The sequence below is a fragment of the Polynucleobacter sp. AP-Kolm-20A-A1 genome (assembly GCF_018688315.1).
Taxonomy (GTDB): domain Bacteria; phylum Pseudomonadota; class Gammaproteobacteria; order Burkholderiales; family Burkholderiaceae; genus Polynucleobacter.
This window is the reverse complement of the sequence record NZ_CP061315.1, coordinates 1,185,281-1,202,339: the sequence shown is the minus strand read 5'-3', so window position 1 is coordinate 1,202,339 and position 17,059 is coordinate 1,185,281. Positions and strand designations below refer to the sequence as shown.

Here is a 17,059-nt window from a genome sequence, read left to right as displayed (position 1 = left end):
GAGAAGTAATGCGTTCATTAATTGTTGCCGGCTTGTTTGCACAGGACATCAAAGTAAGACAGATTTGCGGTCGGGGGGAGTTCACCCATACCCAAGACAATTGCTTGGGGACGAACACGCTTGGCTAGTTTGGCAAAAGTCAGGCGGCAACGTGTGCTGCAAACGATCACTGGGGGCAGATTAGCTTCTTCTAGTGCATCAATGCCACGAATAACCTCTTCGCCAAACAGCCTTGCAAGTGAAGGCTCAATGACGCCATCAGGTGCAATCGCATTGGTACCAATCGCTTGTTCAATCAAGCGCTCAAATTCTGGCTGAATACCCAACACAGAGAAGTTATTGGAGTCTTTGTAAACATCTTGCACGATCATGCGACGCAATGCATAGCGCACTGGTTGCAACATATCAATTGGGTCTGGAGTTTTAGGCGCTACTTCACCGGCAACTTCTAAGATGGTGCGCAAGTCTTTAATAGGCACACCTTCTTCCAGGAGGAGTTGTAGCAATCTTTGGAAGTTCGCAACGCTTACCACTTTAGGTACTACGTCCTCAACCAGTTTTGGATAGCTGAGTTTGAAGTGATCGAGTAATTCTTGGGCTTCTTGGCGGCCTAATAGTTCGTTGGCGTGCTTGTGAACTAAATTATCTAAGTGAGTGGCCAGAACTACTGCAGGCTCCACTACGGTATAGCCTTTGGTAATTGCTTCATCGCGACGATTGCGGGTAATCCAAATCGCAGGCATACCAAAAGTAGGATCAACCACCTTGATGCCTTCAATATCTTCTGCGCCAGCTGGCTGAATCGCTAACAAGCGATCCGGCAGACATTGGCCGCGACCAATTTCTGCGCCGTAGAGTAAGAAGCGATAGGTTTCTGGTTGCAGCTGTAAGTTATCGCGAATATGTACAGACGGGGTTAAGAAGCCAGTGTCACCAATGAACTTTCTACGAATCGCTCGAATGCGCTTAATCAAATCACTATCGTCACCATTCTCAACTAGAGAGATCAGGCGATAAGGCAACTCCAAGCAGAGCGGTTCGATGACTGGAACATCTTCCCAGTTCAATTCTTCACGATTGGCTGGTGCTGCACTCGCAGTGGCAACGCGTGCTTTCTCTGCTTTGATACGGCTATTGATAAGCCAAGCTAGACCACCAAAGAGTCCTGCAAAACCTAAGAAGGAAAGGTGAGGCATGCCAGGTACTAAGCCCAACACACCCAGAATGATTGCAGCAACGAGTAGGCCATTGCTATTTGCGCTAAATTGTTTGGAGATTTGATCTGAGAAGGCATCCTCAGTAGCCACTCGGGTTACCAAGATACCGGCTGCAGTAGAAATCACCAATGCCGGAATCTGTGCAACGAGGCCGTCACCAATAGACAGCGTGGAGAAGGTATGAAACGCATCCACAAAGCCCATGTTGTATTGCATGACGCCAACAATGATGCCGCCGATCAAGTTAATGACCAAAATCATGATGCCGGCAACGGCATCGCCGCGCACGAACTTGGAGGCACCGTCCATGGAGCCGTAGAAGTCTGCTTCCTGCGCTACTTCGGCACGGCGTACTTTCGCTTCTTCTTGCTTGATGATGCCAGCATTTAAGTCCGCATCAATCGCCATTTGTTTACCAGGCATCGAATCCAAAGCAAAGCGTGCAGAAACTTCAGCAACGCGGCCAGAGCCTTTAGTGATCACCACAAAGTTGATGATGGTGATCACGATAAAGATCACGATACCAACGGTGAGGTTGCCGCCAATCATGAAGCTACCGAAGGCTTCAATAACCTTACCTGCAGCACCTGGTCCAGTGTGACCATCAATCAACACAATACGCGTAGACGCTACGTTTAAAGAAAGACGTAGCAGGGTGGTGAGCAGCAGAATAGTTGGGAAGGCTACAAAATCTTTAAAGCTCTTGATGTTGATCGCAGAGATCAAGACCATGATCGAGATCGCGATATTGAGCGTGAACAACATATCGAGCACGATTGCAGGCAAAGGCACCAGCATCATCACCAAGACCATCAAAACCAGGATTGGAATACCGGCTTGGGCGGAATTAGCGCTTAAGCGTTTAAGAGAGAAGCCAAGAGCTGCCATAAATGCGGGCTAGATATTTAAGTTATTGATTTATATAGAAAAAACATAAATGTGCAATTTTCAACATTAATTACAAAAATTACACACTTTTCACTAATAAGAATCATAACGGAAGGAGGGGGTTTTGAAGCTCCCAAAAGCTAGGTAAACCCCCATAAATCATGCAAAAAAGCAGGGTGTACGCCCTAAAGGAGCCCACTAAACCCATCCAAAACAGGCGATAAACGCAGAAATATCGACAAATAAACGACTAAACGAAGAAAAATCGAAAGAAATTAAAGAAAAATAACCAATAAAAACAATAACTTATAAATTTCTAGTAAATATTTACTAAATACCCCTAAACATATTTACCCAGCCATCCGTATTAGGTACGTAAGAAACATATTTATGAAGCATTAATAAGTTACGGAGAACTAAACATGCCAGCAGTCCTTAATACAAACATGGCGTCGTTGTACGCACAAAAGAGCCTCTCAACTGCACAAGCTGACTTAGCTGGTTCAGTACAGAAGTTATCTTCTGGCAAGCGTATCAACAGCGCAAAAGATGATGCTGCTGGTTATGCAGTTGCTGAAGCAGTAAAAGCAACTAAGAACGTAACTGATCAATCTATCCAGAACACACAAGATGCAATCTCCATGGTGCAAACTGCTGAAGGTGCATTAGATGTTGTGAGCAAGATGCTCCAACGTGTTTTGACATTAGTAACTGAAAAAGCAAACGGTTCTTTGACTGGTGATGCAACAACCGGCCAAAAGGGCTCAATTAACTCTGAGATTTCTACGCTTCTTAATGAAGTAAATCAAATCAGAGCAAGAACTAAGTTCCAGGGTGGCCAATCTTCAATCTTTGGAACAACAAGTTCATTTGCTACTGGTGATGGCGTAACTTCAACTGTAAACATTGATTCATTAACCCTTGTTGACCTAGGGCTTGGTTTGAATGGAGCGGCCGCCACTACTGCAAGTATTGCGACAAATGAAATTACTACAACAGCAGCTCATAACTTTGCAGTTGGCGATGCTGTTCTTTACAAGGGTACTGGTGCTGCATCTAACCTTACCAATGGTCAGACTTATTATGTTAAGACCGCTGGATCTGCAACAACTATGACTCTCGCAGCTACTGCCGGCGGTGCTGCACTTACAATTACAGCTGCGCCAGGTACCTTTACAAAAGTAAATGACACCACCCAAACTTCTGTTGATGGTTTAACTACAGGAACTGTGATGACGGCGGTGCAAAATAATATCGCTAGCCGTGCTTCCCTTGGTGCTCAACAAAATCGCCTCAACTACATCGTTGACAACATGCAGACTTTGTCCAATAACTTGGCAGACGCTCAAAGCCGTATCGTTGACACTAACTATGCAGCTGAGACAGCAAACCTAACTCGTGGTCAGATCTTGCAGCAAGCTGCAACATCCATGTTGGCACAGGCAAACCAAATGCCTAACGTCATCTTGACCTTGTTGAAGTAATTTTTGAATATTAAATTTAGTTATACACAGGAGAACTAAACATGCCAGCAGTCCTTAATACAAACATGGCGTCGTTGTACGCACAAAAGAGCCTCTCAACTGCACAAGCTGACTTAGCTGGTTCAGTACAGAAGTTATCTTCTGGCAAGCGTATCAACAGCGCAAAAGATGATGCTGCTGGTTATGCAGTTGCTGAAGCAGTAAAAGCAACTAAGAACGTAACTGATCAATCTATCCAGAACACACAAGATGCAATCTCCATGGTGCAAACTGCTGAAGGTGCATTAGATGTTGTGAGCAAGATGCTCCAACGTGTTTTGACATTAGTAACTGAAAAAGCAAACGGTTCTTTGACTGGTGATGCTACTACCGGGCAGATTGGTTCAATCAATACTGAAATTTCTACCCTTCTTAATGAAGTCGCTCAAGTTAATTCTCGTACCGTATTTCAGGGTGGCCAATCTTCAATTTTTAATACAACCAAATCTTTTGCTACTGGTGACGGTGTTAGCACAACAGTAAACATTGATGCATTGAACATAAAAGCTCTAGGATTATCCGCAGCAAGCTCGTCAAGTAAAACTATTGGTAATACCGTGATTGCAGCAAATGCTGTTACTTCTACTGCTCATGGTTTTTCTACTGGCGATGCAGTTATTTATACAGGTAGCGCCATTACTGGATTGACATCTGGGAACACTTACTATGTTATTAAAGGCACTGCCGATACTTTGAAATTTGCAACTAGCTCAGCTGCTGCCACTGCAGGTACAGCTATTACAATTTCCGGTACTCCGGCTGGTACTGAGACTATGGCCTCGGCATCAACTACGCAAACATCGGTTAATTCGATTAGCTCCAGTGACATCATGACAGCCGTACAAAATAACATCGCTAACCGTGCTTCCCTTGGTGCGCAACAAAATCGCCTCAACTACATCGTTGACAACATGCAGACTTTGTCCAATAACTTGGCAGACGCTCAAAGCCGTATCGTTGACACTAACTATGCAGCTGAGACAGCAAACCTAACTCGTGGTCAGATCTTGCAGCAAGCTGCAACATCCATGTTGGCACAGGCAAACCAAATGCCTAACGTCATCTTGACCTTGTTGAAGTAATAACCTGTTGATTTATTAAGGAAAGTCTATTAGCCTAAGGGCTAGGCTAATAGACCCAAGTAAGAGGTTTCATATGAATCCAATTTCTTCCGCACCACAGTCAGTAATGCCACAGTCATCTGTGGCATTACCGTCTAATCCTGGATTAAGCGCTGCTAATCCTGCGCAGCCTATTGTCAAGCCATCCGAAGTTGTTTCTCTCAAACCCGCTGAGATTGTTTTGGATACATCCGGAAAATCTAACGCCAGCGTTCGCGAAAGTGCTCGTCCAGTTGAGAAGGTCGTGCAAGCTGCAGCTGATGCGATCCAGACTTTTATTCAGTCCAAAGGCGTTAACCTTAATATTTCAGTTGATCACGCCACCGGATATCATATTATTCGTGTGACAGACAATGCTGGCAATATGGTGATGCAGTTACCATCAGAAGAGGCAGTGCGCATTGCTCATAATATGGATAGTTTGCAAGGTGTCTTTGTAGATCACATCGCCTAAGATTTCTATTTGCTTACTGCAAATGTCGCCATACCAATTCGAAAGTCTCTAATTAATTATGGCCGTTAATTCAACTTCTTCCACCACAACATCAACACTCAATGGATCCAGCGGGACCCTGGGTGGCGGTACTGTCATTGACGTTAACGCTATTGTTACTAAGCTTGACTCAGTAGAGCAAGCACCAATCGATAAACTGAATTCGACCATTGCAAAGCAAGCGGTATCGATTACAGACTTGGGCACCATCAAGTCGAAGATGTCGATCTTTCAGGCGGCATTACAAGATTTCACGGACCCGTTGAGCTATCTCAACAAGTCTGTTTCTAGCAGTAACACTACCGTTCTTTCTTCATCGATTTCTAATTCCTTAGAGGCGAGTGCTGGTACATATCAGGTTGATGTTACTTCAATCGCTTCTGCTTATACATCTAGCTTTGTTTCTAGCAAGTTCGATTTCACAACAACTAATAGTATTTATTTAAAAGCTACTGATGGCACGGGTCAGACCATTAGTCTTGGTGGTTCTGGTGTGACATCTTTGACCGCTTTGCGTGATGCGATTAATGCTAACTCAGGTACTTCAAAGATTAGAGCTGCTGTAGTTGATACAGGATCTGGCTCATCATTGGTGTTGACCTCCACAACTGGTGGCTCTGCAAATGCAGTAACGGTGCAAACAACCAATGCCAGTGGAGCGACTGTTACTGCAACTAGCTCGCAGGCTGGTGCTGATGCCGTATTCAAGGTAAATAATCAGACATTTACCCGCACATCCAATACTGTCACCGGTGCAATACCTGGTGTCAGTTTGCAATTACAAGCTGCGGGATTGTCAACGCTCACCATCACCTCAGCCAACACTACTTCAGCGCAAACGATGCTGTCGAACATTGGTCAGGCCTATAACGATTTAATGTCTTCTTTTACCGCTTTGACAAAATACGATAGCGATCCCACAAAGCGGGGATCCTTGTATGGTGATGGCGCACTGCAATCCATGATGGATTCCATCTCATTGTCATTTACCACTTCGTTAACTCGATCCGGCACGACTCTAAAAGACAACAACAATAAGTCAATTAGCCTGACATCTCTTGGTTTGGAGATTCAGCTCGATGGCATGATGAAGTTCAACTCTTCTATGTATGATGCTGCTGTAGCGGCAGGTGCCTTTGACCAGGTTTCTCAGGGTACTACAAGCCCAACCAGAACGTACGTAGACTCAGCCATGCTTTATGGCGGGGCGATGGATTCCGATATTGCCAGCTTCACAGACCAGAAATCTATTCTTGAAAATCGCGTGAAAGATTTGCAAACACGCAAAGATGAGAAGATGGCAAAGTATCGCGCTCAATATGCTGCACTGGACGCCTTGCTCTATCAGTTACAGTCTATGAATACTTCATTGTCTGCAACCTTTAATGCATTGAACAATCAAAAAAGTAATTAATTAGGTCTTTTGTTATCTATGTCCAATAAAGCCCTCAAAGGTTATCAAAACATCTTCGCGCAAACATCGGTCGAGAGTGCGCGTCCTGAGAATTTGATTGCTCTGGTGTTTGAAAAGCTACTTGATCATTTGTTGACCGCGGAAAAGCAAATGCAAGCAGGCGAATTAGCGATAGAGCCTTTGGATAAAGCGCTAGATATTTTTAAGATTGGTTTGATGCCTGCCCTTGATTTTGAAAAGGGCGGTGAAATCGCCGCTAACCTTGGCCGCCTCTATGACTGGTCTATTCGGACTATTCTGAAAGCGCGTATTGCCAAAGATCCCGCCATGATTCGTGAGGTTTATGACGTATTGCTTCCGGTTAATGATGCCTGGCATACGCTCTTAACTGATCACGTTCCCGCATAAACATTGCGAAGGGGGATGAATGGTCTTTCCCATCGCAGGACCACAGCTTCCTGACATAGCCACTCCACCCGCAAATAAGTTGCGGACTGATGCAGTTTCTAAAGTTGGCCCAGTTGTTCTGAATGATCTCGTTAGCGTAGATCCTCGTACAGCTGTTAATGTAGCCATTCCAACTGCGCTATTAGATGGCACGACGGTTGCGCGTAATCCTTTGGCTCAACCAGGGGTGGTAGTTACTCCCGGCATGGACCCTGGTGCTGCGGCAACCTTGGAAGGCGCCTTATTGGCCAATACGGGCGTTGACGGCAACGAGAGCGGCTTGCCTCAAGACCTGGCGCGCATCTTAAGTGATGTTGGCTCTGCTAAAAAATCTACTGAGCTTGTCACGCAATGGCCTGCAGTCAATCTATCAACTAGCACTGATGCTCCTGATAATCTTCCTCCGCAAGTAGCTCTTGCTCAAAACTTTCAGAAAATCTTGCAAGGTTTAGCGGGATCGTCGATGTTTGCAGCGAGTGATCTTAAGCAATTGCTTGAGCCCTATCTAAGTCAAAAGGTCACTGGTGGCCCAGCAGATCTCAAGTTGCGAGATAGTGCGGCGCAGTTGCTCGACAAACTCGGCTCTGATAATCCTGCTGTAAAAGATGGTGCGCGTTTGCTCTTGTACGGCAATTTATTGTGGCAAGGACAAATCATGCCAGGTGTGCAAGCGCGTATTAAGCGTGAAGATGCCTGGGAAAAAGATCCTCAGAATGAGGGCCAAATTATGCGTGGCTCAAAGATCTCAATTGAGATGGATTTGCCAAATACCGGAACATTCAAAGTTGTAGGCTTGCAGTTCGGCGATTGGCTTAACGTCAAGCTCAGCCCGAATCCTGATTTTCAGAATGCATTTCAAGATCAGTTGAAAAATTTGAGTGAGCGCCTAGAAGATCAAGTTGCTATTCCGGTGAACTATGCATTTGCCAGCAAGGATGAAGGTGATGCATGAATCCCGATAAGCAAACCAAAGCTGTAGCGCTTGCCTATGAAATGAATTCAATTGCGCCACGAGTAGTGGGGCAGGGCGAAGGTTATTTAGCCGAGGCCATTCTGGCTAAGGCTGCAGAGCTAGGTATACCAACGCGTGTAGAGCCACAGCTCGTGGAATTCTTAATGCAGTTACGCTTGAATGATTTAGTGCCTCCAGAGTTATACGCAGCAGTCGCTGAGGTGATTGCTTGGGCACATCAATTAGATGAGAATCTGCAGCCCGGCCAAAGACCTGGCACTACAAAAACCTAAGAACTAAAACTAAGGGATTAAACCTGGAGGTTGGTTACGTCTTTGTAAGCGTCAATGAGACGGTTACGAACAGCCAACATTCCTTGGAAGGAGATGTTTGCTTTTTGCAAAGAAACCATCACTTCTTCTAGGCTCATCGTGGAGTCGCCAGTAGAAAAAGCTTGAACTTTAGCTTGAGCAGTATTTTGCGCACTGCTTACTTCAGCAACGGCATTCTTGAGAATAGTTTTGAAATCAACGCCAGCAGGGTCTGAGTTTGTTGAAGGTGCGTTAACGCCTGAACCCTGGCTCAATGCTGCAGCTTGTTCAAGGGCTTGCAACTGGGCAAGCATCGCGTTTACTTTTTCAATACTCATGATCGGATTCTAGGTTACTTTCACTCAAATTCAAAACCGGCATCTTTATAAGCTTTCAGCTTGTAGCGTAGGGCTCTTTCAGATATTCCTAATACACTTACGGCCTTTTTGCGGTTTCCGTTTACCTGGGCCAAGACTTTCAAGATATGGTCTCGTTCCAGGCTACTTATATCGGAACCCCCTTCAGGGCCGGTTTGTGGTGCATTCACTACACTTGCACTACTAACACTTTGATTTAAAGCAATTTTTGTGCCAGAAATTTCATCCAGCTCCAAATCGGCCGGTTCAATCGCTGGATTGTCGGAAAGCAGCAGGGCTCTTTGGATGGCATTTTCCAGCTCCCGGACGTTTCCAGGCCAGCTGTAACTCTGAAGTAGGGCCTTGGAGCTCTTGCTAAGGCTTGAATCGGTTCTACCCATAGTTTTGCCGTAACGGCGCAAAAATGACTCAGCCAATGGCAGTACGTCGCCAGCACGTTCCCGTAGGCCAGGAATGCGAATTGGGAATACCGCAATGCGGAAGTACAAGTCTTCACGGAACTTGCCTTCAGCCACTCTGGCCTGCAAGTCCTTATTGGTAGCGGTTACGATGCGGACATCGCAAGAAATCGACTCCCGGCTGCCTAGACGCTCAATGACCTTGTCTTGCAGTACGCGAAGCAGCTTTGCCTGCAATTCCAGGGGCATTTCACCGATTTCATCGAGGAAAAGGGTGCCGCCATTGGCTTGCTCAAACTTACCTGGGGAGGTCTTAGTTGCCCCAGTAAATGCCCCTTTTTCATGGCCAAAGAGAGTGGATTCAAGCAGGGTTTCCGGTATGGCAGCGCAGTTAATAGCTACATAGGGCTTATTGGCCCGGTTTGATAATTCATGGATTCTTTTGGCAAAAATATCTTTACCAACACCCGATTCCCCGGTCAAAAGAGCGGTGGCATCGGTCTTCCCAACCCGTTCACAGCGTGCCATAACGGCAAGAGTTGCCGGGTCTACGGCAATAATTTCCTGGACGTTGCCGTTTTTGGTGGCAATCGGGTTGGAACTCTCTTTTTGATACCGTCCAATCACCTCAACAAGCTGATCCGGCACAAAAGGCTTAATCAAGAAGTCCCGGGCCCCTGATTTAAGGGCCTCAACTGCGAGTTTGGCATCGGCGAAGGCAGTCATGACCACTACGGGCAGGTCTGGCTGGATTTTGCGAGCTTCTCTAAGGAGCTCAATGCCATTCATGCCTGGCAGGCGAAAGTCGGTAATCAGGATATTGGGGTAGTTGGGCTGGATAAGGCTTAAGGCAAGTTCAGCCCGATCCACAATCTTGTGTTCAATGCCCTTTAGGGAAAGGGTAATGGCGATAGCCTCCCGTAAGTCGTCATCATCCTCGACCAGCAGGACTGGCGGGAGATTGGATGTGCTGGCTTCGGAAATCGACATTATTGGTGTTCTTAGAGTTCAGTTAAGGATGGAAGGTTGATAGTAAAGCGTGCGCCGCCTTCTGGACGGTTGCGAACCAGGATCTGGCCGCGATGGCTTTCGATATTGCTTCTGGCGATCGACAGGCCAAGACCGTTTCCGGTGACCCTACCGCTGGAGAAAGGCTCAAAAATGGTGTCCATCATGTTCTCGGCAATGCCTGGACCATGGTCCTCAATCGTGATTTCGGTGCGATTGGGCCAGTCACGACAGTGAATTTCTACGGATTGACCAGGTTCGCTTACCTGGATGGCATTTTCCAAAACAGCCACTAAAGCGCTAATAATGGAGTGTTTTTCAACATTAATGAGGGTTTTTGGCGAATTCAGGCTTAATTTAAGCTCGATATTGCGCTCCTGGCTCAAGCCCTGGGCTGACTGACAGGCTTCTTCCAAGACCTCATGAACTGCTACAGGGCTAGTTTGCTGAGGCCTTTGCTTCAAGAACAAGAGCATGTTTGAGGCTAATTTCTCTAAACTAATCAATTGCTTACGCAATCTATCGGCAAATAGCTGCTTTTGGTCGTCAGCGACGTTTTGGTCGGCCAGATGGGATGCATAGAGCAGGGCGGTGGAGAGCGGGGTTCTCAGTTGGTGGGCGATGCCTGCACTCATCTTGCCCATAGCCGTGAGGCGGCTAATGCGCTCCTCTTCGGCACGATTGGCAATTGCGCTAGTAATGTCCTGAATCTGAATAACGCTGCGCGCACCCGTCTTTACTTCCAAGATTTGCAAGATTTGCTGTTTATCACCCAGTCTTCTTGAATATTCGCCGCTGACGTTGCTCTCAGCCTTTACTTCATAAATTTGAGTGGAATGCTGTTTATCATCCTGACGCCTTGCATACCCCCCAGGGCCATTAGACGACCTCCAATTTTCAGGGATTTTCCAGGGCATACCCTTAGTTAGCTCTGGAATGAAGTGTGCAGCAGCTGGATTGAAGTCAATTAACTCGTCGTGCTCAACCAAAATTACGCCTGCAGGCAATGAATTGAGAAGGCTCGAGAGCCTTGAATTAGCAGCAATCAATTGACCACTCAGTTCGGTGAGTTGCCCTTGAAGCACCGCCTGTTGGGCCTCTAGAGCTTTTGATGCCTCAATAAAAAGATCGAACGCTTCCTCTAAACCTTGCGATTTCTGAGTTGTTGTATCGGTTTGAGGATCGGGCATAAATTACTGATTCTTAGGGGCTTTTGCACCAATAGGGCAAGAAATAATTAGATAACAATTATGACATTCATATATACTTTTTCACATTAATGTTATCTGCCTAATGATGGTGCATTTAGGGATGACATTTTTTTCGCCTTATTTTTTATAAAGTTTTTATTTTGAGTGATAGACAAGAGCCTAAATTATTAGACCCAGATAGCGGCGCTGCCTCTGTCAATTTGGGCTCAAGTGCGACTGGTGCTGCTGCTAAAAGCGCTCCTGCAGGCACAAACTCATTTAGCAATGCAATGAATCTTATTAAAGACCGTTTTGACAGTTTAAATATGCGTCAAAAAATGGGTCTAGCTGGCGCTGTTCTATTTTTAGTTGTTGCAGTTGCCGGTGTTTCCATGAGTGGAAACAAAAGTGGTCAATACAAAGTCTTATTTTCAAATCTGACTGATACCGATGGAGCAGCTATCGTTGCCTCGCTCCAGCAAATGAATATCCCTTATAAATTTACCGAAGGTGGCGGCGCACTCATGGTGCCTGAATCTTCTGTATACGATGCGCGTTTAAAACTGGCTGGCCAAGGATTGCCAAAATCTGGAACAGTAGGGTTTGAAGTTCTCGAAAATCAAAAGTTGGGTACTAGCCAATTTGTAGAGCAAGTGAACTATCAGCGTGCATTAGAAGGTGAGCTCTCAAAGAGCATTACTTCTATTGGCTCTATTAAGAGTGCGCGAGTGCACTTAGCAGTACCTAAGCAAACTGCTTTTGTGCGCGACCAGGAAAAGCCTACCGCTTCAGTCGTCTTAACCATGTATCCAGGGCGTTTCCTGGATCCGCAGCAAGTTGTGGCAATCACGTATTTAGTAAGTTCATCCGTACCAAAACTATCTCCAGCGCAGGTATCCATCGTTGATCAAGACGGCAACTTGTTGTCTCATCAACCACAGCGTGCTGATAGCCTTGATTCTTCCCAGATTAAATATGTTGCTGAGTTAGAGCATGCCTTATCTAAACGTATTGGTATCTTGCTTGAGCCGGTGATTGGCAAAGACAATGTACGTGCACAAGTAACGCTAGACTTGAACTTTGATGAGCGTACGCTGACTCAAGAAACATTCGGCAAAAATTCTGCACCGAATCAAGCAAGTATTCGTAGTCAGCAAAATTCAGAATCCACTGGTCAGCAATCTACGACTGGTGCTGTACCTGGCGCACTTACCAATCAAGCGCCACCTCAGCCAGTCGCTCCATTAAGTGGACCACTCGCTGCGGATAACGAAGCACAACAATTGATTTCTCCATCTAGCACGATGGGCGCGAATTCCTCTGGTAAGCGTGACAGCACAATCAACTATGAAGTTGATCGCGCAATTGAAGTATTGAAGGCTAATAAAGGTCAACTCAAACGCGTAGCTGCTGCTGTGGTGGTGAACTTCAAGCCAGCAATTTTGGATAGGGACGGCACAGTAGTAGAGCCTGCAGCGCCCTATACCCCAGAAGAAATGCAGCAAATTAACAATATCGTGCGTGATGCAGTTGGTTTTGTAGAGAAACGTGGCGATACAGTCAGCGTGGCGAATATTGCATTTGCGCCGGAAGTAACTGAAAAAGTTCCTTTCTATAAAGATGCATCACTTACAGATTTGATTAAAGAGTTTTTGAAGTTTGGTATTTTGCTGTTGGCATTAATCCTGGCTTACCTCACCGTCATGCGCACATTGATTGCGCCGAAGAAAGTGAAGGAACTTGAGCAGGAAGCACAAGCTACGGAGGATGTGATGGAGCAGATGGAACAAGCCCGCATTCGCGAGAGAAATCTACGTGAGCAAGATGAAGCTAGACAACAGGTTGAGAAGGCGAGAGAAAATGCTCGTGCTGCTGAAGAAGCCTTGCGTGCTGAGTACGATAACTTGGTGAACTACACCGAAGACTTTGTAAAAGCGAACCCACAAGTATTGGCAAGCTTGCTCAAGAACTGGCAAGAAACGAAAGCAAAGATTGATGCGGCTCGCAACAATCTATCCGGCGACTCTAAAGCTGCCGGAGGTAACATCTAATGAGTACACCTGCTAATCAATACCGTTTGCACCAAGGGATGGATTTAACGCCATCCTTAAGTGATGCAATGAAGCGTGGCCTCGAGCAATCTAGCGCCCAGGCGAACTCATTAAGTGAAGTAGATGAGTTTGATAACCTGCATAAAGTAGCAATGATTTTGTTGCTAGTAGGCCCCGAGTTCTCTGCTGAAGTACTGCGTAAGCTCAGTCCAGAAGATGTGCAGGCACTATCTGTGCGTATGGCGGGCATGAGCTTCATAGACAAGCTCACCGCTGCAAAAGTGCTATCTGAATTTAAAGAAATCACTTCATGGCATGCGCCAGTAGGCGGTGATATTGGTTCCATCATGGGTGTTTTGGGCGACAAAGAAAGCCTAGAAAACGCAACCACTTTGGCGGGCATTGAAGCTGTTGCTTCTGCAACGCCTGAAGAGTTATACGAAGTAGTGCGCAACGAGCACCCACAGATTGTGGCGAGCTTAATGACATTCTTGCGCCCTGAGCAAACCTCTGCATTCGTGGCGATGTTCCCAGAAGATCGTCGCAATGAATTGATGTTGCGTGTTGCGTTGTTAGAAAAAGTGGACGCTGAAGCAATTCAGGTTCTCAATGAAGTCATGATGCAATTGCTTGGCCCAGACGCTAAGAAGTCTGATGTTGGTAGCGGTGGTATCGCGCCTACTGCCGACATTCTCAATTACATGGCTGACGATATGAATAAGAGTGCAATTGATTGCATTCGTGATTACGACAGCGACTTGGCAGAAGCCATCATCGAAAGAATGTTTAGCTTTGAAGACTTCTTGGATGTTGCTGACAAATCTCTTGAAACAGTCTTGCTTGAAGTGCCGCAAGATATCTTGATCATTGCCTTGAAGGGCGCAAGTCCTAAATTGCGCGAAAAGATTTTCAGCAATATGACCAAGCGTTCTGCTGAGCGTACTCGTGATGAGTTGGACACCTTGCCTCCTGTGAAGGTATCTGATGTAGAAGACCGTCAACGAGAGATGGTGCGTATTGCGCGTGCGATGGCTGACAAGAAATTGATTGTTCTACAGTCTGGTAAGCATCTAGACGAATTTATTTAAGCGCTTCCCATGGTTATTAAGTGGATGCCGCCGTCGTTTGATCCAAAACCGCCAGAACCGGTTGTCATTCCACGTCTTGAACCAGAAATTATTGCTGCCAGTGAGCCAGTTGAGCCACCGCTGCAACTACCTACCGCTGAAGAAATCGAAGCCATTCGTACTGCAGCCTTTCAGGAAGGCTACACCCAGGGTTTTCAAACAGGCAATCAACAGGGTGAGGTAGAGGGCTTGCAAACAGGCAAAGCTGCAGGTGCACAAGCTGGCTATAAGCAAGCGTATGACGATGCCAAAGCCGATATTGATTCTCTAACAAAGTCATTGCAGGATATTTTGGCCGCCTTACAAGGCTTGCCTGAAGCAATTACTCAGCCACTCAATGAATTGGCTTATGAAGTTGCATTGCGTATCTCTGGCAAAGAAGAAATTGAGCGTGCGCCATTTGTTGCCGCTATTCAAGAAGCCTTAATGCGTTTGCCTAGACCTGGCGAAACTTTGCACCTGCGCATCTCTGAAGCAGACGCCATTATTTGGAAGCGCATTGTTGAAGATCCAGGCCTGCCTTTTTCTTGCAGCTTATTGCTAGATGCTGATGTGCCATCAGGCCATGCATTTGCAGAGCTTGATCATGCTCGTATTGATGTTGGCTTTGAAGCCAGAAAAGCAATTGCACGTTCATTGCTGGGATTGCCGAATTACCTGCCATCGTCTGGCGAAGAAAACTTCTAAGTAATCACCCATGACGATCCGCGCTGATCAAGTTCATTCCAAATTAAATAATGCGTTAGATCTTTTGCGCGCTGGCCCTAAATCGATTCGTGAAGGCCGTTTAAAAAAGGTTTCTGGTTTTGTTCTTGAAGTAGAGGGCTTACCTCTACCAATCGGTGCTAGCGCCTGCATCTTGTCTCAGGGCTCAGAGTATTTCATTGACGCTGAGTGCATTGGTTTTAATGGCGGCATCACCTATTTGATGGCCGTAGATTCAATCGATGGCATCTCTCCTGGTGCGTTGGTTTATCCAGCCAATACACCATTTATGGCGGATGGCGTTTATACGATTCGCTCTTCAGTAAAACCGCTAGCAATTGGTAATGACTTGCTTGGCCGTATTGTTGATGGTTTTGGCAGACCTCTAGATGGCAAAGGTGAGGGCGAGCTGCAAGCTAAGCCTGTTAATACACGTTCATTAAATCCAATGGAGCGTCACCCGATTCATGAGCCTATGGATACTGGCTTAAGAAGTGTGAACAGTATGCTCACCATCGGCCGTGGCCAACGTATCGGAATCTTTGCTGGATCTGGCGTTGGCAAAAGTGTGACGCTCGGAATGCTATGCCGTAATTGTGTGGCCGATGTCATTGTGGTTTCATTAGTTGGTGAACGTAGTCGTGAGGTCCGCGAGTTCTGCGAAGACATCCTGGACCCGGAAACTGCAAAACGTGCTGTTGTAGTTGCTGCACCAGCAGACTCTTCCCCGCTAGCGCGTGCCAAAGGTGCTTGGTATGCAACTGAAATTGCTACTTGGTTTAGAGATCAAAATAAACATGTCGTATTAATTGTGGATTCGCTCACACGCTTTGCAATGGCGCAGCGTGAAATTGGCCTAAGCCTGGGAGAAGCCCCGGTATCCAGAGGCTATCCACCAAGCGTTTTCGGAAAAATTCCAGAGTTGCTAGAAAAAGTTGGTAATGGCAAAAGCCCGGATGGCTCCATTACTGCTTTTTATACCTTGCTGCTAGAAGGTGATGACATTAATGATCCCGTTGCTGATACAGCACGCGGCGTCTTAGATGGCCACTTCTTCCTTTCTCGTGAACTAGCTGACTCAGGTCATTACCCGGCAATTGATATTGAGAAATCCATTTCTCGCGCCATGCCAAGGGTTGTGAAGCCTGAGCATTTGATGGCTGCACGTCGCTTTAAGCAGTTGTACAGCCGCTATATGCGTGGACGTGACTTACTGAGTATGGGAGCGTATGCGCCAGGCAGCGATCCTGATTTTGATGCGGCTATTCGTTTATGGCCCAAGATGCAACAGTTTTTGCAGCAAGACATTGCTGAAGTTGCTCATTTCGATACATCTGTTGGTGATTTGATGAATATTGTGTCGGAGGCTGCATGAGCAAAGTCTTAAAACTCATTCTGCAATTTGCCAAAACTCACGAAACCCGTACTGGCAATCAATTAAAACGCTTGAATGGTGAGCTTCGCAGAAGTGAGGCATTTAATCAGCAGGTGGTTGAGTATGTTCAGGACTATGAGAAGCAGATGCTTGATACCGCCACTAAAGGGGCAACAGTGGCCTTTATGCAAGATTCCAGCTCCTTTAGGAATAGATTGCAGGCTGGTGTAGAAGAGCAGGAAGGGCAGATTGCCAAGCTCAATGTGGCTATGGTCAATGCCCGGGAGCAGGCAATTGAGTCCAAATTGAGGGTTCAGGGCATCGAAAAGGTGCTGGCCCGGAAAAAGGCCGAGGCACTGGCCGAAAGGGCCCGTCGCGAGCGCCTAGAACTAGAAGATTGCATTATTTCTCGACTTCACGGAGATTCTGGCACGAAATCTGCTTAGTAATATTTACCTAAAC

General features: G+C 46.3%; 16 protein-coding genes. 12 read left to right on the top strand and 4 right to left on the bottom strand.

Going from position 1 to position 17,059, the window contains the following annotated elements:
* Window positions 1-17 precede the first annotated feature (17 nt).
* Entirely contained in the window at window positions 18-2,105 is a 2,088-nt protein-coding gene (gene flhA, locus C2745_RS06000; RefSeq protein WP_215383472.1) for a flagellar biosynthesis protein FlhA, read from the bottom strand.
* 422 nt (window positions 2,106-2,527) lie between these two features.
* Between flhA and C2745_RS05995 the strand changes: the two genes are divergently transcribed.
* The 7 genes from C2745_RS05995 to C2745_RS05965 all read left to right on the top strand — a co-directional run bounded on the left by C2745_RS05995 (window position 2,528) and on the right by C2745_RS05965 (window position 8,348).
* Entirely contained in the window at window positions 2,528-3,589 is a 1,062-nt protein-coding gene (locus tag C2745_RS05995; RefSeq protein WP_215383471.1) for a flagellin, read from the top strand.
* A gap of 41 nt (window positions 3,590-3,630) precedes the next feature.
* Window positions 3,631-4,710: a flagellin gene (locus C2745_RS05990; protein ID WP_215383470.1), complete on the top strand. Its 1,080-nt coding sequence runs from the start codon at window positions 3,631-3,633 to the stop codon at window positions 4,708-4,710.
* Between the two features lie 73 nt (window positions 4,711-4,783).
* Window positions 4,784-5,203: a flagellar protein FlaG gene (locus tag C2745_RS05985; RefSeq protein ID WP_215383469.1), complete on the top strand. Its 420-nt coding sequence runs from the start codon at window positions 4,784-4,786 to the stop codon at window positions 5,201-5,203.
* Window positions 5,204-5,261: 58 nt separating this feature from the next.
* Window positions 5,262-6,656, top strand: a complete 1,395-nt coding sequence (gene fliD, locus C2745_RS05980; protein WP_215383468.1) for a flagellar filament capping protein FliD — start codon at window positions 5,262-5,264, stop codon at window positions 6,654-6,656.
* Window positions 6,657-6,674: 18 nt separating this feature from the next.
* A complete protein-coding gene (gene fliS, locus C2745_RS05975; protein ID WP_215383467.1) occupies window positions 6,675-7,064 on the top strand; it encodes a flagellar export chaperone FliS in 390 nt (129 codons plus the stop codon).
* A 19-nt stretch (window positions 7,065-7,083) separates the two neighbouring features.
* Window positions 7,084-8,055: a hypothetical protein gene (locus tag C2745_RS05970; RefSeq protein WP_215383466.1), complete on the top strand. Its 972-nt coding sequence runs from the start codon at window positions 7,084-7,086 to the stop codon at window positions 8,053-8,055.
* The gene (locus C2745_RS05965) at window positions 8,052-8,348 is read left to right on the top strand and encodes an EscU/YscU/HrcU family type III secretion system export apparatus switch protein (protein ID WP_215383465.1); all 297 of its coding nucleotides are present in this window, start codon (window positions 8,052-8,054) and stop codon (window positions 8,346-8,348) included. Before C2745_RS05970 ends, C2745_RS05965 begins: the two co-directional genes overlap by 4 nt.
* 17 nt (window positions 8,349-8,365) lie before the next feature.
* Here the strand turns inward: C2745_RS05965 and fliE are convergent, their stop codons facing one another.
* From fliE to C2745_RS05950, 3 genes are read right to left on the bottom strand one after another with little or no spacing between them, the layout of a single operon-like run.
* On the bottom strand, window positions 8,366-8,704 hold the full coding sequence (fliE, locus tag C2745_RS05960) for a flagellar hook-basal body complex protein FliE (protein WP_215383464.1): 339 nt from the start codon (window positions 8,702-8,704) through the stop codon (window positions 8,366-8,368).
* Window positions 8,705-8,724: 20 nt separating this feature from the next.
* Complete coding sequence (locus C2745_RS05955) at window positions 8,725-10,131, bottom strand: sigma-54 dependent transcriptional regulator (RefSeq protein WP_215383463.1); 1,407 nt, start codon at window positions 10,129-10,131, stop codon at window positions 8,725-8,727.
* 11 nt (window positions 10,132-10,142) lie between these two features.
* Window positions 10,143-11,339, bottom strand: coding sequence for a PAS domain-containing sensor histidine kinase (locus tag C2745_RS05950; RefSeq protein ID WP_215383462.1), 1,197 nt, complete (start codon window positions 11,337-11,339; stop codon window positions 10,143-10,145).
* A 161-nt stretch (window positions 11,340-11,500) separates the two neighbouring features.
* Between C2745_RS05950 and fliF the strand changes: the two genes are divergently transcribed.
* From fliF to fliJ, 5 genes are read left to right on the top strand one after another with little or no spacing between them, the layout of a single operon-like run.
* Window positions 11,501-13,390, top strand: coding sequence for a flagellar basal-body MS-ring/collar protein FliF (fliF, locus tag C2745_RS05945; protein WP_215383461.1), 1,890 nt, complete (start codon window positions 11,501-11,503; stop codon window positions 13,388-13,390).
* Window positions 13,390-14,478 (top strand): flagellar motor switch protein FliG, encoded by a 1,089-nt coding sequence (locus C2745_RS05940; protein ID WP_215383460.1) that lies wholly within the window; start codon window positions 13,390-13,392, stop codon window positions 14,476-14,478. Before fliF ends, C2745_RS05940 begins: the two co-directional genes overlap by 1 nt.
* A 9-nt stretch (window positions 14,479-14,487) precedes the next feature.
* Window positions 14,488-15,204, top strand: a complete 717-nt coding sequence (locus C2745_RS05935) for a FliH/SctL family protein (protein ID WP_215383459.1) — start codon at window positions 14,488-14,490, stop codon at window positions 15,202-15,204.
* Window positions 15,205-15,214: 10 nt separating this feature from the next.
* On the top strand, window positions 15,215-16,597 hold the full coding sequence (locus tag C2745_RS05930) for a FliI/YscN family ATPase (protein ID WP_215383458.1): 1,383 nt from the start codon (window positions 15,215-15,217) through the stop codon (window positions 16,595-16,597).
* On the top strand, window positions 16,594-17,043 hold the full coding sequence (gene fliJ, locus C2745_RS05925; RefSeq protein ID WP_215383457.1) for a flagellar export protein FliJ: 450 nt from the start codon (window positions 16,594-16,596) through the stop codon (window positions 17,041-17,043). The genes C2745_RS05930 and fliJ overlap by 4 nt, the downstream gene beginning before the upstream one ends.
* Window positions 17,044-17,059 lie beyond the last annotated feature (16 nt).

Coding starts and splice junctions, on each gene's coding strand:
- flhA (WP_215383472.1), bottom strand. CDS start 2,105: ATGGCAGCTCTTGGCTTCTCTCTTAAACGCTTAAGCGCTAATTCCGCC.
- C2745_RS05995 (WP_215383471.1), top strand. CDS start 2,528: ATGCCAGCAGTCCTTAATACAAACATGGCGTCGTTGTACGCACAAAAG.
- C2745_RS05990 (WP_215383470.1), top strand. CDS start 3,631: ATGCCAGCAGTCCTTAATACAAACATGGCGTCGTTGTACGCACAAAAG.
- C2745_RS05985 (WP_215383469.1), top strand. CDS start 4,784: ATGAATCCAATTTCTTCCGCACCACAGTCAGTAATGCCACAGTCATCT.
- fliD (WP_215383468.1), top strand. CDS start 5,262: ATGGCCGTTAATTCAACTTCTTCCACCACAACATCAACACTCAATGGA.
- fliS (WP_215383467.1), top strand. CDS start 6,675: ATGTCCAATAAAGCCCTCAAAGGTTATCAAAACATCTTCGCGCAAACA.
- C2745_RS05970 (WP_215383466.1), top strand. CDS start 7,084: ATGGTCTTTCCCATCGCAGGACCACAGCTTCCTGACATAGCCACTCCA.
- C2745_RS05965 (WP_215383465.1), top strand. CDS start 8,052: ATGAATCCCGATAAGCAAACCAAAGCTGTAGCGCTTGCCTATGAAATG.
- fliE (WP_215383464.1), bottom strand. CDS start 8,704: ATGAGTATTGAAAAAGTAAACGCGATGCTTGCCCAGTTGCAAGCCCTT.
- C2745_RS05955 (WP_215383463.1), bottom strand. CDS start 10,131: ATGTCGATTTCCGAAGCCAGCACATCCAATCTCCCGCCAGTCCTGCTG.
- C2745_RS05950 (WP_215383462.1), bottom strand. CDS start 11,339: ATGCCCGATCCTCAAACCGATACAACAACTCAGAAATCGCAAGGTTTA.
- C2745_RS05940 (WP_215383460.1), top strand. CDS start 13,390: ATGAGTACACCTGCTAATCAATACCGTTTGCACCAAGGGATGGATTTA.
- C2745_RS05935 (WP_215383459.1), top strand. CDS start 14,488: ATGGTTATTAAGTGGATGCCGCCGTCGTTTGATCCAAAACCGCCAGAA.
- C2745_RS05930 (WP_215383458.1), top strand. CDS start 15,215: ATGACGATCCGCGCTGATCAAGTTCATTCCAAATTAAATAATGCGTTA.
- fliJ (WP_215383457.1), top strand. CDS start 16,594: ATGAGCAAAGTCTTAAAACTCATTCTGCAATTTGCCAAAACTCACGAA.